The organism is Saccharothrix obliqua, assembly GCF_019375475.1.
Classification (GTDB): domain Bacteria; phylum Actinomycetota; class Actinomycetes; order Mycobacteriales; family Pseudonocardiaceae; genus Actinosynnema; species Actinosynnema obliqua.
On record NZ_JAHXGQ010000003.1, the window covers coordinates 260,047 to 283,945 of the forward strand.

The window sequence follows — 23,899 nt, forward strand, 5'->3', positions numbered from 1 at the left end:
TCAGACTTCCCGGTCGGCGAGGGCTTCGAGTTCGGCGAGCACCAGTTCCTCCACGAGGTCGGCGAGCGAGGACACGGTGCGGGCGGTGAGCACGTCGCGGGGCGACAGGTCGACGTCGAACGCCGCCTTGGTGCGCGAGGTGATGCGCAGGCTGCGGATCGAGTCGCCGCCCAGCGCGAAGAAGCTGTCCTCCACGCCCACCCGGTCCACGTCGAGTTCGTCCGCCCAGATGGCGGCGATCGCCTCTTCGGTCTCGGTGCGCGGTGCGACGTACTCGGTGGAGGTGACCGCGTCGCGCTCGGGCGCGGGGAGCGCGACGCGGTCCAACTTTCCGTTGGCGTTGAGCGGCAGTCGATCCAGTGCCACGAACGCCGTGGGAACCATGTGCTCGGGCAGCGCACTCGAAGCGTGACCGCGCAGTTCCGATACCCGCACGTCCCCGTTCGGTACGTAGTACGCGACCAAACGCTGTTCCTGTTCCAGCACAACGACCTGGGCGACGGAGGGATGCGCGCCCAACACGGATTCGATCTCGCCGAGTTCGATCCGGAACCCCCGGATCTTCACCTGCTGGTCCGCCCGGCCGAGGTAGTGCAGCCGACCGTTGACCCATTTGCCGAGATCGCCGCTCCGGTACATTCGGGAACCCGCTGTGCCGTAAGGGTTCGCGATGAACCGGGATGCGGTGAGGCCGGGTCGGTCGAGGTAGCCGCGGGCGAGGCCGGGTCCGGCGACGTACATCTCGCCGGGCACCCCGGGCGGGACGGGTTGGAGGTCGTCGTCCAGCACGTAGACGCGGAGGTCCGGTATCGGTTCACCGATGGTGCCGTCGGCGGTGGTGTGGGTGACGTGGACGGTGGTCTCGGTGATCCCGTACATGTTGATCAGCGATCCCGTGCCCTGCCAGTCCTCGACCTTGTCGAGGTCGAGGGCTTCGCCGCCGAAGACGACGTGGCGCGCGTCGGGTTGTTCGGGGATGAGCTGGTAGAAGGCGGAGGGTGTCTGGTTGAGGATGGTGACGCCTTCCTCGCGCATCAGGCGGGCGAAGTCGTGGGGCGAACGTGAGGTGTCGTGGGGGACGACGACGAGTCGGCCGCCGTGCAGGAGTGGTCCCCAGAGTTCCCAGACGGAGAAGTCGAAGGCGTAGCTGTGGAACAGGGTCCACACGTCGTCGGGGGAGAAGTGGAACCAGTGGTCGGTCGAGGTGAAGAGCCGGATCACGTTGGCGTGGGGGATGACGACGCCCTTGGGCTTGCCGGTGGAGCCGGACGTGTAGATCACGTATGCGGCGTTGTCGGGCCGCAACACGAGGTCGGGCGCGTCGGCGGGGTAGGAGGACAGGTCGGGCAGGGCGTCCAGGACCGCGACCGGCCGGGCGTCGGCGATGGTCGTCGCGATGCGCTCGGCGGGGTAGGCGGGGTCGATCGGCAGGTAGGCCGCGCCGGACTTGAGCACGCCCAGCACGGCCACCACGAGGTCGGCCGACCGGGGGAACCGCAGTGCCACCAGGCGTTCCGGTCCCGCGCCCGTCGCGATCAGGTGGTGTGCCAACCGGTTCGCCCGCTCGTCCAGCTCCCGGTAGGTCAGGTGAGAGCCCTCGAAGGTCACGGCCACGGCGTCGGGAGTGCGGGCGGCCTGTTCCGCGAAGCGCCGCGGGATGGTGGTGTCCGGATCACTGGTGCCCTTGCCGTTCCAGTCCACCAGCACCTGCCGGCGCTCCTGCTCCGAGAGCCACGGCACGCGACCCACCGGGCGGTCCGGGTCGGCGACCAACCCCACCAGCAACGCCTTCAACCGCTCGCCGAGCGTCGCCACGGTGCCGGCGTCGAACATCGCGGGTTCGTAGCCGAGCAGCACCGACATCCGCTCGTCCGGGTAGACGGTGGCGCTCAACGGGAAGCTGGTGGTCTCCACCGCCGACAGCTCGCGCAACCCCATGCCGTCCGCGAGGTCCGCCGGGTAGTTCTCGAACACCACGGCGCTGTCGAACAGGGCCGTGCCCGCCGGCACGCCGCTCCACTGCTGCAACCGGGTGAGCGGCACGTGCTCGAACCGCCGCGACTCCGCCTGCGCCGCCTGGAGTTCCCGCAACCACGCGGCGACCGGCCGGGCCCCGTCCACCCGCACCCGCACCGGCAGCGTGTTGATGAAGATGCCGGTGATGGCGTCCACGCCCGGCAGGTCCGCCGGGCGGCCGGACACCGTCGCGCCGAAGCACACGTCCCGCTGCCCCGACGACCGGGACAGCAGCAGCGCCCACGCGCCCTGCACGACGGCGCTCGGCGTCAGCCGGTGCTCACGCGCGAACCGGTACAGCCGCCGCGAGTCCTCCTCGGTCAGCTCCACCGCCAGCCGCCCGGACGTGGTGGCGGGTCCCGTCGCCGGCCGGTCGGCGGGCAGCGGCGTCGGCGAGTCGAACGTGCCGAGCACGCCGCGCCAGTGCTTCTCCGCGCCCTCGTCGTCCTGCTTCGCCAACCACGCCACGTAGTCCCGGAACGGTCGCCGCTCGGCGGGTTCGCCGAGCACGTCGGACAGCACCTGGAACACGCTCCACCCGTCCAGCAGCACGTGGTGGAACGTCCACAGCACCCGCACCGAGTCGGCCGACAGCCGGATGATCGCGACCCGCATCAGCGGCGCCGCACCGAGGTCGATGCCCAGCGCGCGGTCCTCGGCCAGCAGCCCGGCCAACCGGTCGGCCCGAGCCGGCTCGTCGAGATCGCTCCAGTCCAGGAACGTGAACGGCACGCGGGCATGGGCGTGCACCACCTGCAACGGCTCGCGCACGTCCTCCCACAGCACGGAACTGCGCAGCACCGGCGTCCGGTCCACCACCCGCTGCCACGACCGCGCGAACGCCGCCGAGTCCGGAATCCCGTCCACCACGAACGTGGTCTGCTGGAAGTAGACGCCGCGCTCGCCGAGGCCGTGGAACACCATGCCCGCCTGCATCGGCGTCAGCGGGTAGGCGTCCTCGCCGGTGATCCGGTCCACCTCGTCCTGGGTGAGCCGCGCCAGCGGGAAGTCCGACGGCGTGCGCCCGCCCGCGCCGGGTTCCCGGCAGTGCGCCAGGATCGCCCGCAACGCCGCCGCGAACCGGCCCGCGAGCCCGGCGACCGTGGCCTCGTCGTGCACGGCGCGGCTGTAGTGCCAGGAGAACTCCAAGCGGTCGTCCTGCACGCGCCCGACGACGTCCAGCAGGTGCGGGCGCGGCATGTCCGGGTCGGCCGCGAGGTCCAGGTCCCGCTGGCCGGTGAACCGGCCGAGGTAGTTGAAGCTCACCGCCGGGTCGCACGCCGGTCCGTCCGCCAGGTACCGCAGCGCGCCGTAACCGATGCCCCGTGCGGGCACCGCGCGCAGCTGCTCCTTGACCGACCGCAGTGCCGCGCCCCACTCACGCGGCACGTCCAGCGCCACCGGGAAGACCGTCGTGAACCAGCCGACGGTGCGGGACAGGTCGACGTCGTCGAACAGCTCCTCGCGGCCGTGGCCCTCCAGGTCGACCAGGACGCGGTCGCGGCCCGTCCAGTCGGCGAGCACCCGGCCCAGCGCGGTCAGCAGCACGTCGTTGACCTGAGTCCGGTAGACGTCGGGCACTTCCCGCAGCAGCGCGGTGGTCTCGGCCTCGGTGAGCCGCACGGTGACCTCGTGCGCGGTGGCGAACGTGTTGTCGCCATCCCGGTCGGTCGGCACACCGCCGCCGTGCACCGCGCGCCAGTGCGGCAGTTCGCCGTCGAACCCGCCCGCCGCCGCGTGCGCGGCCAGCCGCCGCGCCCAGTCCCGGAACGACGTGGTCTTGCGCCCCAGCCGCACCGGCACGCCCCGGACCGCCTGGTCATAGGCGGTGGTCAGGTCTTCGGTGAGGATGCGCCACGACACCCCGTCGACCACCAGGTGGTGCGCGACCAGCCGCACGGACCGCGCGGTCACGACCTCCGCGCGCAGCAGCGGTTCACCGAGCCCGACCGGCCGGACCACCTGCCGGTCGGGCTCGAACGTCGTGCGCAGCGCGTCGTGGTGCGCGACGAGGGCGTCGACGGCGGTCCGCAACGCGTCGGGCGACACGTCGTGGTCGAAGTCCACCACCAGCGACTGGTCGAACAGCTTCGAGCCGGTGCCGAGGAACCACCGCTGGATCGGGGTGAGCGGCGCGTCGCCGGTGACCGCGCCCTGGTCGGCCTCCGGCGGCAGGTCGCGGGTGACGTGCGGCGCGAGGGCGGCGATCGTCTGGTGCTCGAAGATGTCCCGCGAGGTGAGCACCAGGCCGGCCGCGCGGGCACGCGTGACGACCTGGATGCCGAGGATGGAGTCACCGCCCAGCGCGAAGAAGTTGTCCCGCACGCCGACCCGCGTCGCACCCAGCACCTCGGCGAACACGTCCGCCAGCACCGCCTCCACGGGCGTGCGCGGCGCGACGTGCACCCGCGGCTCCTCGGGCGGTGCGGGCAGGTTCGCGCGGTCGAGCCGGTCCACGCCGACGAACGCCGTCGGCACGCTGTGCGCGGGCAGCACCTGGCCCAGGAAGCCGTGCAGCGCGGCCGGGTTCACCGGCGGCGTCACGTACGCGACCAACCGGCGGTCGGTCGCCACCACGGCGGCGTCGACCACCTCGTGGTGGCGGCGCAACGCGTCCTCGACCTCCGCCGGGTCGACGCGGACACCACGCACGCGCACCGTGTCGTCGTGCGGGAACTCCAGCGCGACCAGGCGCCGCAGCGGCCGGTCCGGGTCCTCGACCACGGCGTGCAGCAGGGTTTCCAGGTCGTCGGCCAGCAGCTCGACGGTCGCGGCGTCGAACAGGTCGGTGTTGTGCTCGACGGTCAGCACCAGCGAGTCGTCCCGCGGCCAGAACTCCACCACCAGGTCGAACCGGGCGTTCGGGCGCGGTAGGTCGTGCTCGGCCACCACCAGGTCGCCGAACTCCCGCCGCCGCACCAGCGGCTGCTGCAACGCCACCACCGCCTGCACCAGCGGCGTGCGGCTCGGGTCCGGGTCGGGGCGCAACTCGGTCACCAGCCGGTCGAACGGCACGTCGTCGTGCGCGAACGCCTCCACGACGGTGTCCCGGACCTGGTCCAGGAAACCGGAGAACGGCAGCTCCGGGTCGACCCACGAGCGCAGGACCAGCGTGCGCACGAAGAACCCGACCGCCCGCTCCAGGTCGGCGTGGTCACGACCGGAGGTCACGGTGCCGACCGCGACGTCCCGCTGCCGGGTGCGGGAGGACAGCAGCAGCTGCACGGCCGCCGTGAGGGTGGTGAACAGCGTGGCGTCGTGCGCGCGCCCGACACCCGCGAGCCGCCGCACCAGCTCGGCCCGCAACGGCCGCCGCAGCACCGCGCCCGCCGCGGTGCGCAACGCGGGCCGGGGTCGGTCGGTGGGCAGGTCCAGCGCCTCCACCCCGGCGAGCTTCGCCCGCCAGTACGCCACGTCGCCGACCGGTCGACCGGTGTCCCACACCGCGAAGTCCGGGTACTGGGCGGACGGCGCGGCGGGTTCGACGCCCGCGTACAGCTCGGCCAGCTCGTCCACCAGCACCGCCACCGACCAGCCGTCGGTGACGATGTGGTGCTGCACCAGGAGCAGCAGGTGGTCGTCCGGTCCGAGGCGCTTGAGCACGGCGCGGGTCAGCGGACCGGTGCGCAGGTCGAACGGTTCGGTCAACGCGTTCTCGTCGCCCCGTTCCAGGGGTATCGCGCCGTGCTCCGCGACCACCTGCACGGGCACGCCGTCCACGACGTCGAACGTGGTCCGCAACGCGTCGTGCCGCCGGGCCAGCGCCGCCAGCGCCCGCTCCAGGCGCGGCACGTCCAGCGCCCCGGTCAACCGCAGGCCCACCGCCGTGTTCTGCTCGGCCGCGCCGTCCAGCGAGAACAGCCGCCGCTGCGCGGACGACAGCGGCAGCGCCTGCCCGCGCGGCACGCGGGGGATGGGTCGGTGCTCGGGTAACGCCCGCGCCAGCGCCTCCACCGTGCGGTGCTCGAACATCGCCCGCACCGGGAGGCCGCCGAGCCTGCCCAGCGCCCGCACGGCGAGGATCGAGTCACCGCCCAGCGCGAAGAAGTCGTCCCGCGCGCCCACGTGCTCGACGCCCAGCACCTCCGACCACACCGCCGCGACCCGGCGCTCCTCGTCGGTGCGCGGCGCCACGAAGTCCTCCGGCGCGTCCCCGACGACCGGAGCGGGCAGCGCCGCGCGGTCCAGCTTCCCGTTGGGTGTCAACGGGAACGCGTCGAGCGCGACGAACGCCGAGGGCACCATGTAGTCGGGCAGCGTCGCGGTGAGGTGTTCCCGCAACCCGGCGGTCTCGCCCACCACGTACGCCACGAGGCGCTTCGGCTCGTCGCGTGCGACGACCACGGCCTGCCGCACACCGGGGCGCTGCCGCAGCAACGCCTCGACCTCGCCCGGCTCCACCCGGAAGCCCCGGATCTTCACCTGGTGGTCCGCGCGGCCGACGAACTCCAGCTGCCCGTCCGCGCGCACCCGCACCACGTCGCCGGTCCGGTACATGCGGGCGCCGGGTGGTCCGAACGGGTCGGCGACGAACCGGGTGGCGGTCAACCCCGGCCGCCCCAGGTAACCGCGGGCCAACCCGACACCCGTCACGTACAGCTCGCCCTCGTCCGCCGGGCGCAGCTCCCCGTCGAGCACCCGGACCTCGGTGCCGGGGATCGGGCGGCCGATCGGCGGCGTGCCGCCGGGGGTCAGCGGCTCGCTCCAGCTCGTGACCACCGTCGACTCGGTCGGTCCGTACGCGTTGACCATCCGCCTGCCCGGCGCCCACCGCGCCACCAGGTCCGGCGTGCAGGCGTCACCACCGACCACCAGCGTGCGGAAGCCCGGCAGCGCGCGGTCCGGCGCGGTGGCCAGCGCGACCGGCGGGATCAACGCGTGCGTGACGCCGAACTCCTCCACCACGTCGGCGAGCTGGTCGCCGAGCAGCGGTCCCGGCGGCGGCACGACGAGCGCCGCGCCCGCCGGCAACGCCATGCACAGCTCCAGCACGGAGGCGTCGAAGCTGGGCGAGGAGAACTGGAGCACCCGGTCACCGGGCCGCACGTCGAAGTGCGCGACCTCGGCGGCGGAGAACGCGGGCAGCCCCCGGTGCGTGACCACCACGCCCTTGGGCCGCCCGGTGGAGCCGGAGGTGTAGATCACGTAGGCGGGCGAGTCCGGGTGGATCGGCACGTCGGGGTCGGTGTCCGGCTGGTCGTGCGTGTCGACGGGGCCGTCCAGCACCAGCAGCGGGTCGGCGTCGGCGAGCATGAACGCGATCCGCTCCGCCGGGTAGGCGGGGTCGACCGGGAGGTAGGCGGCGCCGGTCTTGAGCACCGCCAGGCGCGCGACGACGTTGTCCACCGAGCGCGGCAGCGCGATCGCCACCACGCGTTCCGCGCGGGCGCCCTTCGCGATCAGCAGGTGCGCGAGCCGGTTGGCCCGCGCCGCCAGCGCCCGGTACGACACCACCTCCCCGGGGGAGATGATCGCCGGCGCGTCCGGGGTGCGGTCGACCTGCGCGGTCACGAGTCTCGGCAGGTTCAGGGCAGACGTCATCGCGAGCGGTGCCTTTCTGCGTGTGTGCGGAGCGGGCCGCCGACTACCCGCGTTCAGGAAGGTTCAAACGTGATTTTCAGGCCATTTGTGGAACGCGCTTGCGTGCCAGTCGGCCGCCGATCTGGAGCCACTCGATGCCGCCGTCGCGCGGGTTGCGCAGGAAACGTCCGGTCTGCGTCGTGTCGCCCGTGTCGGAATCCCGCATGGCGAACACCAGCCCGTCGAACAACGAGAGATCGGCGAACGGCTCGCCGTCCACCGTGAGCTTCAACACTTCCCGCTCCGTGGGCTGCACCGAATATTCGGTGTCACCGTTGACGAAGCTGCCCGCGCAGTCCGCCGGCGGGTCGATCGGGTTGCGCAACTCGGCCGATCCGTCATAATCGCCGACCGGCAGCCCGGCTGCCGCGAATTCGCCGACCAGGTCCCGCCACAGCCCGAAGCCGCTGCTGCCGTTGGTGGTCAGCGCCACCACCGTGCCGTCCGCCGGGTTGATCCGCAGGTGGCAGGACGTGCCGTCGGCGGTGCCGTCGTGACCAACCCAGACCGTGCCGTCCCGCTCGTAGAGGGCGAGGCCGAGCCCCCAGCCGTCGGCCATCCCGAACGGCTCGGCGTGGCGGACGGGTGTGCGCATCAGGGCCAGGTCGGCGTCGTCCACCAGGTGCGGCGGCGCGCCCGCGAGCATCCGCCCGAAGGTCACCAGGTCGGTGGCGCTGGCGGCGAGCGCGCCCGCGGGCGCGTCCACCAGGGCGAGCGACTGGCGCACCGGGACGACCCGCCGCAGCGGCAGGTTCACGGCGTGGCCGGACACCGCGCCGTGGTCGGTGTCCGGGCCGACGGTGAAGTGCGGGCGCAGGCCCAGCGGGCGCAGCAGCACCGCGTCCACCGCCTCCCACCAGGACATCCCGGTCGCCACCTCGATCAGGTGACCCACCAGGACGTAGCCGATGTTGGAGTAGGAGAAGCCGGCGCCGGGCCGGTGCAGGGGCACCAGCGTGCGGCACGCGTCGAGCGCGTGCCTGCGCAGCGAGGTGGTGCGGACGTCGTCCGGGTCGGACGGGAGGCCGCCGGTGTGGCTGAGCAGGTGCCGCAGCGTCAGCGGGTGGTCGACGTCCGGCAGCGGCGTGTCGAGGTCGAGGTCGCCGTCCGAGACGAGGGTCATGGCGACCGTGGCGGTGAACGTCTTGGTGATCGAGCCGATGGGCACGGGCGCGTCGGCGGGCAGGCCGACGTTCGTGGTCCACAGCTGTTCGCCGGGTCGGTGCACGGCCAGCTGCGCGCCGGGCACGAGGTGGTCCCGAACGAGTCCGGCTAATCGACGCGCGAGGTGGTGGGTGTTCATCAAAGATCCTTCGGAGGAATGAGCCAATTGGCTGCGAACCAACGTTGACGGCCGTTCCTGGATCGTCGCGACCGCCAAACGGAGCATCTGCGAAATTTAGATTCCCCGGTTTGTGCGGACGTAACCGCGCGTTCTTGCGAAGATCTTCCCGGTTCACTCGAACGGCGTGGTTTGGACTCGCCGGTTCCGTAATGAGGGGCGTGATCACGAGGATTATTCGCACTCGCCTGTCATCGCGTTCCGGTGGGTCGCGGTCGGGGTGGCGGTGGCGGTCGGGTGCTAATTTTCCCCGAGTCGGACGGATTTCCGAAGAAGTATTCCCAGACCCGTAACCAGGGGTCGCCGCGGTCGTTTGGCGGTTAGTGGGGTCGCGCCGGACCACGCGCGGTCGACGCACGCCGCCGAACCGCGTTCGGCGGGTCGGCGGGCACCGGTTCGCGAGGATGCGACCGACGCCGCGTGCGCGTCACCGGTCGCCCCCGACCGGTGCCGTGGCCCCATCGCGCATCGCGCCCGCGCCCGGTGCGCGCCTGCGCCGCGTCCTCACCCGAGGTGCGCCTGCGCCGTGCGTCGAGCGCGACCCGATGCCCCCGCCCGCGTCGAGGCCGGAGCCGAGTGGCCGCGCCCGCACCACCCGCCGCGCCCGGTCCGCTTGGCTCTCGGTCGGCCCGGTGCCCGCTCGGCCCGGCTCTCGGTCCGTCCCGCTCTCGGTCCGCGGCTCCTGCTGGGTGTGGTGCCCGGTCCGCGCGGCACCCAGCCCGCGCGGCCGACCCGGAGACCGGCCGAGCGCGTCACCCCGGCCGGGTCAGTCCCGCTGGACCTCCAGGTGCAGCGACTCCATCCGGGCGTCGAGTTCCGCCGCGATGGCGGCCGTGCTGGTCAGCTCCTCCACGAACCCGGCGGGCACCTGGTCGTCGTACTTGTAGAACAGCTTGTGCTCCAGTGTCGCCCAGAAGTCCATCGCGATGGTCCGCAGCTGGACCTCCACCTTGACGTGCTCCACCCGGTCGGACAGGAACACCGGGATGCGCACGATCAGGTGCAGGCTCCGGTACCCGTTGGACTTGGGCTCGGCGATGTAGTCCTTGGTGCGCAGGATCTCCACGTCGCTCTGCCGCGCCAGCATGTCCCGCACGCGGTACACATCGGACACGAACGGGCACACCACGCGCACGCCCGCCACGTCGTCCAGGTGCTCGGCCGCGAGCGCGATGTCGGCGGGCAGGCCCTTGCGGCGCAGCTTGTCCAGGATCGCGTCGGGCCGTTTCACGCGGTGCGTCACGTGCTCGATGGGGTCGTGCCGGTGGACGAGGTCGAACTCCTCGCTGAGGATGCGGAGCTTGGTCATCAGCTCCTCGACCGCGAACTTGTAGACCACGAGGGACCGCCGCAGCAGGTCGTCCGCGATCCCGATCTCCATGATCCCAGGGTACCGGCCCCCCGGTGGGCTACGATGCCGGTCGTGGACACCCACTGGCACGTCGTTCTGCCGCCGCCCGCCGCCTGACGGGCGCACCGCGGCACCCCCTTCACGCCGGCCTGCGCGCCGTGCGCCCGTTCGCGAGCCCTTGTGCCTTCTTCCGCGAACGGAGAACCCGTGTCACCCCTTGCTGTCCGAACGCGCCTCGCGCAAGGCCCGCTGCCGATCCTGGCGGCGTGCCTCCTGTGGGGCACCACCGGCACCGTCAGCTCCCTCGCCCCGCACGGCGCGCCCGCCTCGGCGGTCGGCGCGGCGGGCCTGGTGCTGGGCGGCTGCCTGCTGTTCCTGACCGCCCGCGGCACCCGCGCGGTGCTGCGCACCGCCGACCGTCGGCTGCTCGCGGTGGGCGCGCTCGCCGTCGCCGGGTACGCGCTCGCGTTCTACCCGGCCGTCGCGCGCACCGGCGTGGCGGTGGCCACCACGATCGCACTGGCGACCGCGCCGATCGTCCTCGGCGTGCGGTCCCGACCGCTGGTCACGCTGACCGCCGTGGCGGGGTGCGCGATCCTCATCCTGGGCGGCGGCGGGGCGCACGTCGACGTGGGCGGCGTGGCGGCGGCCGTGGTGGCGGGCCTGTCCTACGCCGCCTACTCGGCGGTCTGCGCGCACCTCATCGGCCTCGGCCACCCGTCCCGGGCCGTGGTCGGCGTGGTGTTCGGCGGTGCGTCGGTGGTCACCCTGCCGGTGCTGCTGTGGCTGGGCGTCGGGTGGCTGGGCAGCGCGGGTGGCGTCGCGGTCGCGGCGCACCTGGCGGTGTTCACCACGTTCGCGGCGTACCTGCTGTTCGGCCACGGGCTGCGGCACACCGACGCGGCGACCGCGACCACGTTGACCCTCGCGGAACCCGCCGTGGCGGCGGTGCTGGGCGTGGTCGTGCTGCACGAGCGGCTGCCGCTGGTGTCGTGGTGCGGCATGGGCCTGCTGGCGGTGGCGTTGCTCGCACTGGCCAGGCAGCCGGGCGAGGTCAGTCGAAACGCCGCTCGGCCGCGCCGCCGAGCCCGTACAGGATGCGCTGGATGATCTCCGGGTCCACGTTCGGCTCGTCGCCCAGCTGCTCGGCGGCGGGTGAGCGGCGTGGTTCGCGGCGGGGCAGCGGCACGGCGGAGGCGTTCATGCCCGACGGCAGCCCCAGCTCGCACCACGCCAGCCGGCCGCCCGCGGTGAGGTCCACCAGCCCGGCGCGGCCGTGGGCCAGCTCCGGCGGCAGCGCCACGCGGGAGCCCTCCACCTCGATCGCCAGGTGCGTGCCGCTCAACCGCAGCCGCACGAGCAGCAGGCCGGGGGAGCGGGGGTCGGCGACGTCGACGGTCGCGCCGACCAGGCGGCGCGCGGTCTGGGCGGCCTCGTCCTGCATGGCGCGCAGCCGCCACTCGCCGAGGGAGAACCGCACGAACATGTCGGCGACGTTGACCGCCGTGGGGAGGGCGACGAGTCGAAGGTCGTCGACCTGCTCGGTCCGGGCGTTCACACCGATCCTCCTCACCTGCGTCCGGCGCGCGTGCTGCGCCAGATGGTGCCATGAGCGTCACCCCGGTCACCCACGTGGGCTACATCTCCGATAAGCACGCCGGGACCTCGTCCGACGTCGTGGTTCGGGTGTGCGTGGGTGCACGCAATGTCACAGCGGTGCCGGAAACGTATCCGAACGCAGGGCCGAAGGGAATACGCGAGCCCACCCGATCGGACGACACGACCGACTCAGCGTGAAGTCGCGGCACGAGTGAGGGCCCGTCGGCGGTTCGCCGGCGGGCCCTCACTCGTCAGGTCGCCCTCAGGACTGGAGCAGGGCCTCGATCTCCAGCAGGATGGTGATCTTGTCGCCGACCGCGGCACCGGCGGCGCCACCGGTCACGCCGAAGTCCTTGCGGCTGATGTCCGTGCTGGCGGAGAAGCCCGCGACGGTCGAGCCGCCCATGCCCTCGCCGAAGCCGTTGATCTCAAGCTCCAGGGTCACGGACTTGGTCACGCCGCGCAGGGTCAGGTCGCCGTCGACGAGGAAGCCCTCGCCGTGGGCGCGCACGCCGGTGGAGGAGAAGGTCAGCTCCGGGTGCTTCTCGACGTCCAGGAAGTCCTCGTTCTTCACGTGGGCGTCGCGCTGGCCGTTCTTGGTGTTGATCGAAGCGGTCTCGATCTTCGCGTTGACGGTCGACTCCAGCGGGTTCTCCGCGGTCACGATGGTGCCCTCGAACGCGTCGAAGTGCCCGCGGACCTTGGAGACGCCCAGGTGGCGGACGACGAACGAAACGTCCGAGTGCACCGGGTCGATCGCCCACGTGCCCGCGATGTAGCCGGGGATCTGCACAGCCTGCGTCATGGTCGGTCCTTCTCAGTCGGTCTGGTTGAACTCTCAACAAGAACATAGCGCATCCTGGTTGAAGGTTCAACAAGGAACGTATGATGGGTCCATGAGCGACGTGCGGTGGCTGAGCGCCGAGGAACAGCGGGTTTGGCGTGGCTTCCGGACCGCCGTGATGAAGTTCACCGAGCACCTCGACCGGCAGTTGCAGCGCGACTCCGGGATGCCGATGGCGTACTACGAGATCCTGGTCGCCCTGTCCGAGGCTCCCGAGCGGGCCCTGCGGATGAGCGAACTGGCCCTCGCGTGCCACTCGTCCCGGAGCAGACTCTCCCATGCCGTCGCGAAGCTGGAGAAGGAGGGTTGGGTCGTGCGGCGCGCGTGCGCCTCCGACCGGCGCGGCTCGGTCGCCGAGCTGACCGACGAGGGCTTCGCCGTCCTGGAGGCCGCGGCGCCCGGCCACGTGACCGCCGTGCGGGAGCAGCTGTTCGACGTGCTGACGCCCGCGCAGCTCCAGTCGCTGCGCGAGATCAGCGCCGCGATGGAGAACGGGCTGGCCGGCGAGTGCGCCCAGGTGCGCGCGGAGATAGGCGAGTTCTGACCTTCGCGGGCGACGGTCCCACGCCGCCCGGCCTCGGCCCATCGCCCGGCTGCCGGCCCGCTGTCCGGGTCCTGGCCCGCGGTTCGCCGCGAATCCCGCCCCCGCCTGCCGATCCCTCGCCCACCGGTCCGCCACCGAACCGACACCTCCGAATGGGGGTGGTGGGCGGGCTCCGACCGGCCGACCCTCGGCCGATGAGCTTCCGCGACGCCCGTGACCTGCTGCTGCGCCACGCCACCGACTACGCCACCGCCCGCGCCGAGTTCCGCTGGCCGGAACTCGACGAGTTCAACTGGGCGCTGGACTGGTTCGACGTGATCGCGCGCGACAACGAGCGTCCGGCGTTGTGGATCGTGGAGGAGGACGGCAGCGAGGGCCGGTGGTCGTTCGCGGAGCTGTCCCGGCGGTCCGACCAGGTGGCGAACTGGTTGCGGGACAACGGGGTCGCGCGTGGCGACCGGGTGGTGCTGATGCTGGGCAACCAGGTCGAGCTGTGGGAGGTGCTGCTGGCCGCCATGAAGCTCGGTGCCGTGGTCATCCCCGCCACCACCCTGCTCGGCCCGGCCGACCTCCGCGACCGCGTGACGCGTGGCGGCGCGAAGCACGTGGTGACCGGCGCGGCGGACGCGGCGAAGTTCGCGGAGGTGCCCGGTTCGTACACGCGGGTCGCGGTCGGCGGCGAGGTGCCGGGGTGGCTGGACTACGCGGCGTCGCGGGAGGCGTCGTCGGATTTCACGCCCGACGGCATCACGCGCGGCTCGGACACGTTGCTGCTGTACTTCACCTCCGGTACCACCGCGCGGCCGAAGCTGGTCGAGCACACGCACGTCTCGTACCCGGTGGGGCATTTGTCCACAATGTACTGGATCGGCCTGGAGCCCGGTGACGTGCACCTGAACATCTCCTCGCCGGGTTGGGCGAAGCACGCGTGGAGCAACGTGTTCGCACCGTGGAACGCCGAGGCGACGGTGTTCGTGCACAACTACACCCGTTTCGACGCCGTGCGTTTGATGTCCGAAATGGACCGTTGCGGCGTGACGAGCTTCTGCGCGCCGCCGACGGTGTGGCGGATGCTGATCCAGGCCGACCTGCGTGCCCTGCGCACACCGCCGCGCAAGGTGGTGGGCGCGGGCGAGCCGCTGAACCCGGAGGTGATCGAGCAGGTGCGCGAGGCGTGGGGCGTGACCATCCGGGACGGGTTCGGGCAGACCGAGACGACGGTGCAGGTCGCGAACACGCCGGGGCAGCCCGTGAAGCCGGGTTCGATGGGACGGCCGGTGCCGGGTTACCCGGTGGTCCTGGTCGACCCGGTGACCGGCCGGCCGGGTGAGGAGGGCGAGATCTGCCTGGACCTCTCGCGCCGCCCGTTGGGCCTGATGACCGGTTACCACGGGGATGCGGAGCGCACCGCGGAAGTCATGCGCGACGGTTACTACCACACCGGTGACGTGGGTTCCGTGGACGCGGACGGCTATCTCACCTATGTCGGGCGCACGGACGACGTGTTCAAGGCGTCGGACTACCGGATCTCGCCGTTCGAGTTGGAGAGCGTGCTGCTGGAGCACGAGGCGGTTGCCGAGGCGGCGGTGGTGCCGTCTCCGGACCCGGTGCGGTTGGCGGTGCCGAAGGCGTACGTCGTGCTGGCGTCGGGCTTCGCGGCGGACGGGACGACAGCCCTGTCCATCCTCCGCCACGCCCGAGAGCACCTGGCCCCGTACAAGCGAGTGCGCCGCCTGGAGTTCACCGAACTGCCCAAGACGATCTCCGGCAAGATCCGCCGCGTGGAACTGCGCGGTCGGGAGACCGGCGACCGCCCGGCGGGCGAGTACCGGGAGGAGGACTTCCCCACCCTCCGCGGCTGACGCGCGGACGCCGGCCGCACGCGGGTGGGTCAGGGGTGGAGCGCGGGTTCGGGCATGGGGAACATCGTCAGGAAGCGCTCCACCCGGTCACGGTCGCCCGTCACGGTCGCCTCACCGGCTGCTTCCGCGTCGGACAGCGCTCGGCCGCTCCACAGCAGCTGGTCGAGCGTCCCGGGCGTGGTCGCCACGACGGCGTCCGGGCGCTCCGGCTCACCGCGACGGATCATGAGGCCGTTCGCGAAGCGCAGGTGGAAGCGGTCGTCGTCGAGGGACAGGCCGAGATCGGCGGCGAAGCCGGTGGCGCGCGCGGGGTCGTACAACGTCTTCACGGCGCACATCATGGAGTCCACGCTCGTCGACACCTTGCGGGGCAGGGCGGGTGACCGCGCGCCCCACCGGCCGAGCGCCATCACCACGGGCTCCAGCTCCCGGCCCCACTCGGTCAGCTCGTACACGCGGGCCGACGACGGTGGAGCCAGCTTGCGGCGGCGCAAAACGCCGGATTCCTCCAGCTCGCGCAGCCGCTGGGACAGCACGTTGGGGCTCGCGCCGGGCAGGCCCGTGCGGAGGTCGGTGAACCGCTTCGGGCCGAACAGCAGCTCGCGGACGACCAGCAACGCCCACCGCTCACCCACCAGGTCGAGGGCGTGTGCCGTCGCGCAACCGTCGTCGTAACTGCGCTTGGTCGCCATGGACCCCACCCTACCAGCAAAAGTACAAATTTCTTATCTATTGGTTGCCGATCAGGACCACTGCCCGGTACGGTTCTGACACCGAGCGCGTCCTCTCCGGGATCTGCGGGACCCCCAGCCCGACCGGGGAGCGCGCGGGCGGCGCGACCCGCTCGGCGGGACCGCCACCGGGAGCCGCGCGGATGAGCTGGTCCCGGCTCATCCGCGCGGCGGCGGGGGAGCCTGCCCCGCGGTGTCCTGCCACGACCACGCCACCACCGGGTGGCGACCGGCGGAACCACGGAAAACGGCGCACCCACCCCCGCGGCGATCGGTCCACTGAGGACCGCACGGCAACGGGGGAACGCCGTGACCCGCGGCTACCATGGCGCAATGCTCCGACGCACGTACGACGGCCAGGACTGCTCGATCGCCCGTGCGCTGGAAGTGGTCGGCGAGCGCTGGACGCTGCTGGTCGTGCGGGACGCGCTCCTCGGCGTCACCCGCTTCGACGGCTTCCTGCAACGCCTGCCGATCGCGCGCAACGTGCTGAGCAACCGGCTCGCCGGCCTCGTCACGCACGGCGTGCTGGAGCGCGTCCCCTACCAGGACCGCCCGCCACGCCACGAGTACCGGCTGACCGACCGGGGGCGCGAGCTGTCCACGGTGCTGCTGTCCCTGATGGCGTGGGGCGACCGCCACACTCCCGGCGAATCCGGCCCGCCGCGCACCGCGGAGCACGCGGGCTGCGGCGGACCGGTCGTGCCGCGCGTGGTGTGCGAGCGCTGCGCGGGCCACGTCCCACCGGGCGGCATCGTCACGCGGGTACTAGACGCCGAGCTGCGCCGCGGCCAGGGCGGTGCCCTCGACCCGGGCGGCGACCTTGGCGAACGCCGTCTCGCGGGAGGTCGAGGTGTCGTCGGCGAACGGTGAGAACCCGCAGTCGTCGCACGTGCCGAGCCGGTCCACCGGCAGGTGCCGCGCGGCGGCCAGCACGCGGTCGCGCACCTGCTCCGGCGTCTCCACGGCCGGGTCGATCGGGTCGGTGACGCCGATGAACACCCGCGCGTCGGCGGGCAGGTGCTCGGCGATCAACGCGAGCACGCGGTCCGGGTCCGGCTCACCCGCGAGCTGGACGTAGAAGTTGCCCGCCCGCAACGCGAACAGCTTCGGCAGCAGCCCCGCGTAGTCGACGTCGAGGCTGTGCGTGGCGTCCCAGTCGCCACCGGGGCAGGTGTGCACGCCGATCCGGGCGCGCTCCTCGGCGGTGAACCGGTCGAGCACGGCGTTGTTGACCGAGATCAGCTCGTCCAGCACACCACCGGACGGGTCGAGCTTGAGCGACAGCCGGGCCTCCGTGAAGTCGAGCTGCACCACGTGCGCGCCGCCGTCCAGGCTGCTCCGGATGTCGGCCTCGGCCTCGTCCAGCAGGTCGGTCACGAACTGCTCCCGGGGGTACCCGTCGATGCCGTCGGCGGGGTACAGCAGGCTCAACGCGGACGGCGCGATCACCGGCTGCTTCACCGGCCGCGACGTCAGCGAGCGCGCGGCGCGGAGCTGGTCGGCCGCGTGCGCCGCGTACCGGAACGGACCGGCGGTCAGCCGGGGCAGCTGCCGCGTGTGACCGTCGGAGAACGGCACCACGACGCCGTCCGGCGCTAGGTCGGCGAGCCCCGCGACGGGGTAGGTGAGGAAGCTGGACTTGCCCTGCTCGCCGTCGGTGACGACCGGCGACCCGGTCTCCTCGAACCGGCGGATGGTGTCGGCGACGGCCTCCGCCGTGGCGGCGGCCAGTTCCTCCTCGCCGATCCGGCCGGCGGCGTGGTCCTCGTGGGCGCGGAGGAGGGCGGCCGGGCGCGGGATGCTGCCGATGGGCTCGGTGGGCAGGCTCAACGTGTACCCCCTGTGGGACGGGTCGGTGCGTGGTCCGAACGTAGGGGGCGGCACCCCCGATCACGTACCCGCTTCAGGGTGAGTCCGCACCCTCGAACAGGCGGTCCTCACGTCGACCCGGCGTCACCGGACGCCGCGTGGCCGGAACTGGACGCTGATCCGCGGCCCGACCGCCTTCGTCGTCTTCGGCACGGCGTGCTCCCACGTCCGCTGGCACGACCCGCCCATGACGATCAGGTCGCCGTGGCCCAACGCGTAGCGGACGGTCGCGCCGCCGCCGCGGGGCCGGAGCAGCAGGGGACGCGGCGCGCCCACCGAGACGATGGCCACCATGGTGTCCTCGGTGCTGCCGCGCCCGATGGTGTCGCCGTGCCAGGCCACGCTGTCCCGCCCGTCGCGGTAGTAGCACAGGCCCGCGGTGCGGAACGGCTCGCCGAGTTCGTCGGCGTAGCGGACGCTCAACGCGTCACGCGCCTCGGCGAGCACGGGGTGGGGCAGCGGGACGTTCTCGCGGTAGAAGCACAGCAGGCGCGGCACGTCCACCACGCGCTCGTACATCTGCCGCCGCTCGGCACGCCACGGGACGCCGCCCGCCAGCAGCCGGAACAACTCGTCGGCGCCGGTGAGCCAGCCGGGCAGCACGTCGATCCACGCGCCGTCACCCAGCACGGTGCGGCGCAGGCCGGTGAACGGGCGCACGGCGATGGGCTCCGCGCCGTCGAAGAGCGACACCTGCATGGCGCGGAGCTTAACCCACGTCGAACGGATGTTCGACCGGGATGATCACTATTCCTTCAGTGTGAACTGAAAGATCAGGCTTCCGGTTCGGGCTTGCGCCGCCGACCACCGGTCCGGACCTGCCGCGACGGCTCGTCGGGCGGCTCGGGTGCGGGCGGCTGGGCAGCCTCTTTCGGCGCCGGCTGATCAACGAGCAGGATCGCGGCCAGCTCGTCGTAGATCGGTGTGCTGCTCATGAACGATCTTGTACCCCTTTCACGCGCAAGCTACACCGCACCGGTGAGCGGGTGAACGCCGAGGGTGGCGAACCACCCCGGCAGGGGACCTCCGCGCAGGTCGCGGGGGCCGGGCCACGCACCCGGCCCCCGCGTCCTCACGCCGGGGCCAGCCACACCACCCCGGTGGCGGGCAGCCGCAGGGACGCGGACGCGGGCAACCCGTCCAGCGGCTCGGCGGTGGCGCGCACCGCGTCGTTGACCACGCCCGACCCGCCGTAGTCGCGCCGGTCGGTGTTGAGCACTTCGCGCCACGTCCCGGCGTGCGGCAGCCCGAGCCGGTAGTCCTCGTGCGGCACGCCCGCGAAGTTGGCCACGCACACCAGCACCGAGCCGTCCGAGCCGATGCGGCGGAACGCGATCACGTTGTGCTCCGCGTCGTCGGCACGGGTCCAGGCGAAGCCGTCGGGGCTGTGGTCCAAGGTGTGCAGGGCCGGTTCACGGCGGTACGTGGCGTTCAGGTCGGCCACCATGCGCTGGATGCCCCGGTGGTAGTTCATGCCGCCGTGCTCGGCGAGCAGCCACCACGCGAGCGAGTCGTCGGCGTTCCACTCCCACGGCTGCCCGAACTCCCCGCCCATGAACAACAACTGCTTGCCCGGGTGCGCCCACTGGTAGGCGAGCAGCGTGCGGACGCCCGCGGCCTTGCGGTGGTCGTCGCCGGGCATCCGCTGCCACAGCGACCCCTTGCCGTGCACCACTTCGTCGTGGGACAGCGGCAACATGTAGCGCTCGCTCCACGCGTAGTCGACGGAGTGGGTGATCTCCCCGTGGTGGTGGACCCGGTGCACGGGGTCGTTGCGCAGGTAGTGGAGCGTGTCGTGCATCCAGCCCATGTTCCACTTGAACCCGAACCCGAGCCCGTCGGCGCTGGTGACGCCCGGCCACGCGGTGGACTCCTCCGCGATCACCACCGCGCCCGGCACCCGCGTGCGCACGGCGGTGTTCAGCTCGCGCAGGAACGCCACGGCGTCCAGGTTCTCCCGCCCGCCGAACTCGTTGGGCAGCCACTCGCCGTCGCGTCGCGAGTAGTCGAGGTAGAGCATCGAGGCGACGGCGTCCACGCGCAGGCCGTCCAGGTGGTACTCCTCCAGCCAGTGCAGCGCGGAGGCCACCAGGAAGTTGCGGACCTGCGGCCGGCCGAGGTCGAACACCAGGGTGCCCCAGTCGGGGTGCTCGCCGCGGCGCGGGTCGGCGTGCTCGTAGAGGGGCGTGCCGTCGAACCGGGCCAGTGCCCAGGCGTCGCGCGGGAAGTGGGCGGGCACCCAGTCCAGGAGCACGCCGATGCCCAGCGAGTGCAGGTGGTCGACCAGGTGGCGGAACTCGTCGGGCGTGCCGAACCGCGCGGTGGGCGCGAAGTACGACGTGGTCTGGTAACCCCACGACCCGCCGAACGGGTGCTCGGTCACGGGCATCAGCTCGACGTGCGTGAACCCGGTCTCCACCAGGTAGTCGCCGAGCGCGGTGGCCAGTTCGCGGTAGGACAGCCCGGCGCGCCAGGAGCCGAGGTGCACCTCGTAGACGCTGATCGGCGCGTCGTGCCAGTCGGTGGCGGCGCGGCGGGCCAGCCAGCCGTCGTCGGTCCACCGGTGCCGGGTGGTGGTGACCACGGAGGCGTTGGCGGGCGGCGTTTCCGTGGCGGACGCCATCGGGTCGGCGTGTTCGCGCCACGCTCCGTCCACGCCGAGAACACGGAACTTGTAGCGGCAGCCGGGTCGCACGCCCGGCACGAACACCTCCCACACGCCGGACCCGAGGTGCCGCATGGGGTTGCCCCGCCCGGACCAGTCGTCGAAGTCCCCCGCGACGCGCACGCCGCGTGCGTTGGGCGCCCACACGGCGAACGCGACGCCGTCGTCCTTGGGGTGCGCGCCGAGCACGTCCCACAGCCGTGGGTGTTCGCCGCGTCCGATGAGCGCCACGTCGCCGTCGCTGACGGTGGGTGGCGTGGTGTACGGGTCGGTGACCACGTCGGTGCGGGGCGCGCGTTCCACTTCCAGTCGGTACGGGGTCGGTTCGCCGGGCACGAAGCCCGCGAACAGGCCGTGCGAGACGTGGGCGAGGGGATGGCGGCCGTGGTCCGTGAGGACGTGGACGGCGGTGGCCCCGGGTTGGAGGGTGCGCACGACGGTGTCCGGGCCGGCGGGGTGCGCGCCGAGCACGGCGTGCGGGTCGGGGTGGTCGCCGACCAGCAGGCGGTCGACTTCTTCCTGCGGTGGCAGCAGTTCGGGTCGGACGGTGGTCATCCGCGGTCCCCCAGGATGCGGTTGATCGCGCCGAGCGGGATGTGCGTCCACGCGGGCCGGTGGGCCCGTTCGTACGCCACCTCGTACACGGCCTTGTCGAGTTCGAGGGCGTGCAGCAGCACGGGTTGGCGGCGCGGGTCGTCCAGGACGTCGGCGTAGCCGGCGCAGAACGCCTCGCGCAGCACGCGAGCCCGGTCGGGGTCGGCTCCGCCGTCGTGGTGGGCGGCGTAGTCGAAGGAGCGGAGCATGGCGGCGACGTCCTGGAGCGCGTGCCGCGGCGCGTTGCGCTCGGCCAGGGGGCGGCCGGGTTCGCCCTCGAAGTCGATGAGGGTCCACCGGCCGCCGGAGCGCAGCACCTGACCCAGGTGGAGGTCGCCGTGGACCCGTTGCAGCAGGAACGGTCCGCGCAGGTCGCGCAGCCGGTCGTAGGCGGCGCGCAGGGCGGGTTCGTGCGGCACGAGTTCGGGTGTGCCGGCACCGAGGGCGGTGAGCCGCCGGTGCAGGCGGTCGGCGGTGTCGTCGAGGGTGTCGACGGCGATGTTGCGGGGGCCGTACGCGCGGTGCAGCGCGGCGTGCACGCGAGCCAGGGCGCGGCCGAGTTCCGCGGCCTCGGTGGTGAAGGCGGCGTGGTCGCCGGTGGTGGCGAGGGTCCAGCCGTCGACGGCGTCGGGCAGGAACTCCTGCACGATGCCGAGCGCGGCGCGCTCGCCGTCGACCTCGGTGGTGATCGTGCCGAGGACCCGGGCGACGTGCTGGGCGCCGACCGAGTGCAGGGCGCGGTGCAGCTCGACGTCGGGGTGCGGTCCGGGCAGCACGCGGCGGAACAGCTTGAGGATGTGGCGGTCGCCGTAGACCAGGGAGGTGTTGCTCTGCTCGGCGGCGACCGGGCGGGCGGGCAGGCCGTAGGCGAGGCGCGCGCCGGGTTCGGGTTCGAGGGCGGGGCCGGGCCCGCCCGCGCGATCGCGCAGGCGGGCCGGCAGTGCGGACATGAGTTCGTTGTCGTGCGTGGCGGCGTAGAGGACGCCGGCGTCGGTGTCGCAGATCCACGCGTCCGCCAGGGCGGGCGGCAGCTCGGCGCGGCGGCCGAGCAGCAGCTGGTACCGCTCGCCGTCGGCGGCGACGAGCAGGTGCAGCAGGGCGGGGTCGCCGTCGACGAGGGTGGTGACCCGCTCGACGCGGGCGGTCGTCGTGGTCCGGTCCTTGCCCGCGTACCAGCGCTGCGCGGGCAGCCAGGCGGCCAGGGCGGCGCCCAGCGGGTCCGGGGCGGTGGTCATGCCGCACCGCCTTCCCAGCGGAACCAGTAGAAGCCGTGGCCGGGCAGGGTGAGCTGGTAGCGCTCGCCGACGACGCGGGGGAACCGCGTGCCGCCGGTCAGCTCGACCGGGACCAGGCCGTCCAGGCCGGGCAGCTTGACCTCGACGGGCTGCGGGCGGCTGGAGAAGTTGAACACGCACATCAGCGCGTCGCCGCGGAGGTACGCGAACACGGCGGTGTTGTCGACGTCCAGCTCCCGGAACGCGCCGGTGCCGAACTCGGGGTGCTCGCGGCGCACGGCGAGCATCCGGCGGGTCCAGTTCAGCAACGACGCGGGGGTGCCCGCCTGCGCCTCGACGTTGACGGCCTGGTAGCCGTAGACGGCGTCGCTGACCACGGGCAGGCACAGCTTGCCGGGGTCGGCGGTGGAGAAGCCCGCGTTGCGGTCGGGCGTCCACTGCATGGGCGTGCGGACGCCGTCGCGGTCCTTGAGCCAGATGTTGTCCCCCATGCCGATCTCGTCACCGTAGTACAGGACGGGGGAGCCGGGCAGGGACAGCAGCAGGGCGTTGAGGAGTTCGTGCCGGCCGCGGTCGTTCTCCAGCAGCGGCGCGAGGCGGCGGCGGATGCCGACGTTGGCCTTCATCCGCGGGTCCTTGGCGTACTCCCCGTACATGTAGGCGCGTTCCTCGTCGGTGACCATCTCCAGGGTCAGCTCGTCGTGGTTGCGCAGGAAGATGCCCCACTGCGCTCCGGACGGGATCTCGGGCGTCCTGGCCAGGATCTCCGAAACGGGCAGGGCGGACTCCTTGCGCAGCGCCATGAACAACCGCGGCATGAGCGGGAAGTGGAACGCCATGTGGCACTCGTCGCCGCCGACCTCGGGGTCGCCGAAGTAGTGCGCCACGTCGGCGGGCCACTGGTTGGCCTCGGCGAGCAGCACCCGGCCGGGGTACTCGTCGTCCACGACCTTGCGCACCAGCTTGAGGAAGTCGTGGGTCTCCGCGAGGTTCTCGCAGTTGGTGCCGTCGCGCTCGAACAGGTAGGGCACGGCGTCCAGGCGGAAGCCGTCGATGCCGAGGTCGAGCCAGAACCGCAGCACGTCGAGCATCGCCTGCTGCACGGCCGGGTTGTCGTAGTTGAGGTCGGGCTGGTGGGCGAAGAACCGGTGCCAGTAGAACTGGCCGCGCTCGGTGTCCCAGGTCCAGTTGGACTTCTCGGTGTCGACGAAGATGATCCGGGTCTGGTCGTAGCGCTGGTCGGTGTCGCTCCACACGTAGAAGTCGCCGAACGGCCCGTCGGGGTCGCGCCGCGACTCCTGGAACCAGGGGTGCGCCTCGGAGGTGTGGTTCATCACCAGGTCGGTGACGACGCGCATCCCGCGCCGGTGCGCGGAGTCCAGCAGGCGCACGAAGTCCGACAGCTCGCCGAACTCGGGCCGCACGGCGCGGAAGTCGCTGATGTCGTAGCCGCCGTCGTTCATCGGCGAGGCGTAGAACGGGGGCAGCCACAGGCAGTCGACGCCCAGCCACTCCAGGTAGTCCAGTTTGGACTCCAGTCCGGCGAGGTCGCCGATGCCGTCGCCGTTGGCGTCGGCGAAGGCGCTCACCAGGACCTCGTAGAACACGGCGTGCTTGAACCAGTCCGGCTGCGTCGCGGGGTCGACGCCAAACAGATCCGACAT

The 23,899-nt window shown here is 72.5% G+C and carries 15 protein-coding genes and 1 pseudogene; 4 read left to right on the forward strand and 12 right to left on the reverse strand.

All coding sequences use genetic code 11. The features are described 5' to 3' along the window. The 3 genes and pseudogenes from KZQ38_RS11125 to KZQ38_RS11135 form a co-directional block, all read right to left on the reverse strand. Positions 1-7,539 (reverse strand): annotated as a pseudogene (locus tag KZQ38_RS11125) (amino acid adenylation domain-containing protein); the annotation flags it as partial. A gap of 94 nt (positions 7,540-7,633) precedes the next feature. Beyond that, on the reverse strand, positions 7,634-8,899 hold the full coding sequence (locus KZQ38_RS11130; RefSeq protein ID WP_219440890.1) for a serine hydrolase domain-containing protein: 1,266 nt from the start codon (positions 8,897-8,899) through the stop codon (positions 7,634-7,636). A gap of 805 nt (positions 8,900-9,704) precedes the next feature. Then, positions 9,705-10,319 carry a GTP pyrophosphokinase gene (locus KZQ38_RS11135; protein WP_219440892.1) on the reverse strand — a complete coding sequence of 205 codons (615 nt, stop codon included), beginning with the start codon at positions 10,317-10,319 and terminating at the stop codon, positions 9,705-9,707. Between the two features lie 177 nt (positions 10,320-10,496). On the opposite strand from KZQ38_RS11135, the gene KZQ38_RS11140 reads away from it, so the two are divergent. Then, on the forward strand, positions 10,497-11,399 hold the full coding sequence (locus KZQ38_RS11140; RefSeq protein ID WP_219440894.1) for an EamA family transporter: 903 nt from the start codon (positions 10,497-10,499) through the stop codon (positions 11,397-11,399). On the opposite strand, the gene KZQ38_RS11145 is transcribed toward KZQ38_RS11140, so the two are convergent. Both KZQ38_RS11145 and KZQ38_RS11150 read right to left on the reverse strand, forming a co-directional pair. Then, positions 11,344-11,847, reverse strand: a complete 504-nt coding sequence (locus KZQ38_RS11145; RefSeq protein WP_219440896.1) for an ATP-binding protein — start codon at positions 11,845-11,847, stop codon at positions 11,344-11,346. The two genes, KZQ38_RS11140 and KZQ38_RS11145, sit on opposite strands and share 56 nt — an antisense overlap. A 303-nt stretch (positions 11,848-12,150) precedes the next feature. Continuing rightward, a complete protein-coding gene (locus tag KZQ38_RS11150; protein WP_219440898.1) occupies positions 12,151-12,693 on the reverse strand; it encodes a YceI family protein in 543 nt (180 codons plus the stop codon). A 91-nt stretch (positions 12,694-12,784) separates the two neighbouring features. On the opposite strand from KZQ38_RS11150, the gene KZQ38_RS11155 reads away from it, so the two are divergent. Continuing rightward, positions 12,785-13,276: a MarR family winged helix-turn-helix transcriptional regulator gene (locus tag KZQ38_RS11155; RefSeq protein WP_219440900.1), complete on the forward strand. Its 492-nt coding sequence runs from the start codon at positions 12,785-12,787 to the stop codon at positions 13,274-13,276. Between the two features lie 194 nt (positions 13,277-13,470). After that, a complete protein-coding gene (locus tag KZQ38_RS11160) occupies positions 13,471-15,138 on the forward strand; it encodes an AMP-binding protein (RefSeq protein ID WP_219440902.1) in 1,668 nt (555 codons plus the stop codon). 29 nt (positions 15,139-15,167) lie between these two features. Here KZQ38_RS11160 and KZQ38_RS11165 read toward each other — a convergent pair whose 3' ends face one another. Further along, on the reverse strand, positions 15,168-15,830 hold the full coding sequence (locus KZQ38_RS11165) for a winged helix-turn-helix transcriptional regulator (protein WP_219440904.1): 663 nt from the start codon (positions 15,828-15,830) through the stop codon (positions 15,168-15,170). Between the two features lie 372 nt (positions 15,831-16,202). Between KZQ38_RS11165 and KZQ38_RS36015 the strand changes: the two genes are divergently transcribed. Then, positions 16,203-16,742, forward strand: coding sequence for a winged helix-turn-helix transcriptional regulator (locus tag KZQ38_RS36015; RefSeq protein WP_257901187.1), 540 nt, complete (start codon positions 16,203-16,205; stop codon positions 16,740-16,742). On the opposite strand, the gene KZQ38_RS11175 is transcribed toward KZQ38_RS36015, so the two are convergent. The 6 genes from KZQ38_RS11175 to treS form a co-directional block, all read right to left on the reverse strand. Beyond that, complete coding sequence (locus KZQ38_RS11175; RefSeq protein WP_219440905.1) at positions 16,638-17,702, reverse strand: cobalamin-independent methionine synthase II family protein; 1,065 nt, start codon at positions 17,700-17,702, stop codon at positions 16,638-16,640. The genes KZQ38_RS36015 and KZQ38_RS11175 overlap by 105 nt on opposite strands. Before the next feature lie 123 nt (positions 17,703-17,825). Then, the gene (locus KZQ38_RS11180; RefSeq protein ID WP_219440906.1) at positions 17,826-18,440 is read right to left on the reverse strand and encodes an alpha-ketoglutarate-dependent dioxygenase AlkB; all 615 of its coding nucleotides are present in this window, start codon (positions 18,438-18,440) and stop codon (positions 17,826-17,828) included. A gap of 74 nt (positions 18,441-18,514) precedes the next feature. Then, entirely contained in the window at positions 18,515-18,676 is a 162-nt protein-coding gene (locus tag KZQ38_RS11185; RefSeq protein ID WP_219440908.1) for a hypothetical protein, read from the reverse strand. Positions 18,677-18,813: 137 nt separating this feature from the next. Further along, a complete protein-coding gene (gene glgB, locus KZQ38_RS11190; RefSeq protein ID WP_219440910.1) occupies positions 18,814-20,961 on the reverse strand; it encodes a 1,4-alpha-glucan branching protein GlgB in 2,148 nt (715 codons plus the stop codon). Then, positions 20,958-22,235 (reverse strand): maltokinase N-terminal cap-like domain-containing protein, encoded by a 1,278-nt coding sequence (locus tag KZQ38_RS11195; protein WP_219440912.1) that lies wholly within the window; start codon positions 22,233-22,235, stop codon positions 20,958-20,960. Before KZQ38_RS11195 ends, glgB begins: the two co-directional genes overlap by 4 nt. Beyond that, entirely contained in the window at positions 22,232-23,899 is a 1,668-nt protein-coding gene (gene treS, locus KZQ38_RS11200) for a maltose alpha-D-glucosyltransferase (RefSeq protein ID WP_219440913.1), read from the reverse strand. Before treS ends, KZQ38_RS11195 begins: the two co-directional genes overlap by 4 nt.

Bases quoted from the DNA above. Each gene is read 5' to 3' on its own strand.
- treS (WP_219440913.1), bottom strand. From the start codon at position 23,899: ATGTCGGATCTGTTTGGCGTCGACCCCGCGACGCAGCCGGACTGGTTC.
- KZQ38_RS11180 (WP_219440906.1), bottom strand. From the start codon at position 18,440: ATGCAGGTGTCGCTCTTCGACGGCGCGGAGCCCATCGCCGTGCGCCCG.
- KZQ38_RS11135 (WP_219440892.1), bottom strand. From the start codon at position 10,319: ATGGAGATCGGGATCGCGGACGACCTGCTGCGGCGGTCCCTCGTGGTC.
- KZQ38_RS11150 (WP_219440898.1), bottom strand. From the start codon at position 12,693: ATGACGCAGGCTGTGCAGATCCCCGGCTACATCGCGGGCACGTGGGCG.
- KZQ38_RS11185 (WP_219440908.1), bottom strand. From the start codon at position 18,676: ATGAGCAGCACACCGATCTACGACGAGCTGGCCGCGATCCTGCTCGTT.
- KZQ38_RS11195 (WP_219440912.1), bottom strand. From the start codon at position 22,235: ATGACCACCGCCCCGGACCCGCTGGGCGCCGCCCTGGCCGCCTGGCTG.
- KZQ38_RS36015 (WP_257901187.1), top strand. From the start codon at position 16,203: ATGCTCCGACGCACGTACGACGGCCAGGACTGCTCGATCGCCCGTGCG.
- glgB (WP_219440910.1), bottom strand. From the start codon at position 20,961: ATGACCACCGTCCGACCCGAACTGCTGCCACCGCAGGAAGAAGTCGAC.
- KZQ38_RS11165 (WP_219440904.1), bottom strand. From the start codon at position 15,830: ATGGCGACCAAGCGCAGTTACGACGACGGTTGCGCGACGGCACACGCC.
- KZQ38_RS11130 (WP_219440890.1), bottom strand. From the start codon at position 8,899: ATGAACACCCACCACCTCGCGCGTCGATTAGCCGGACTCGTTCGGGAC.
- KZQ38_RS11155 (WP_219440900.1), top strand. From the start codon at position 12,785: ATGAGCGACGTGCGGTGGCTGAGCGCCGAGGAACAGCGGGTTTGGCGT.
- KZQ38_RS11160 (WP_219440902.1), top strand. From the start codon at position 13,471: ATGAGCTTCCGCGACGCCCGTGACCTGCTGCTGCGCCACGCCACCGAC.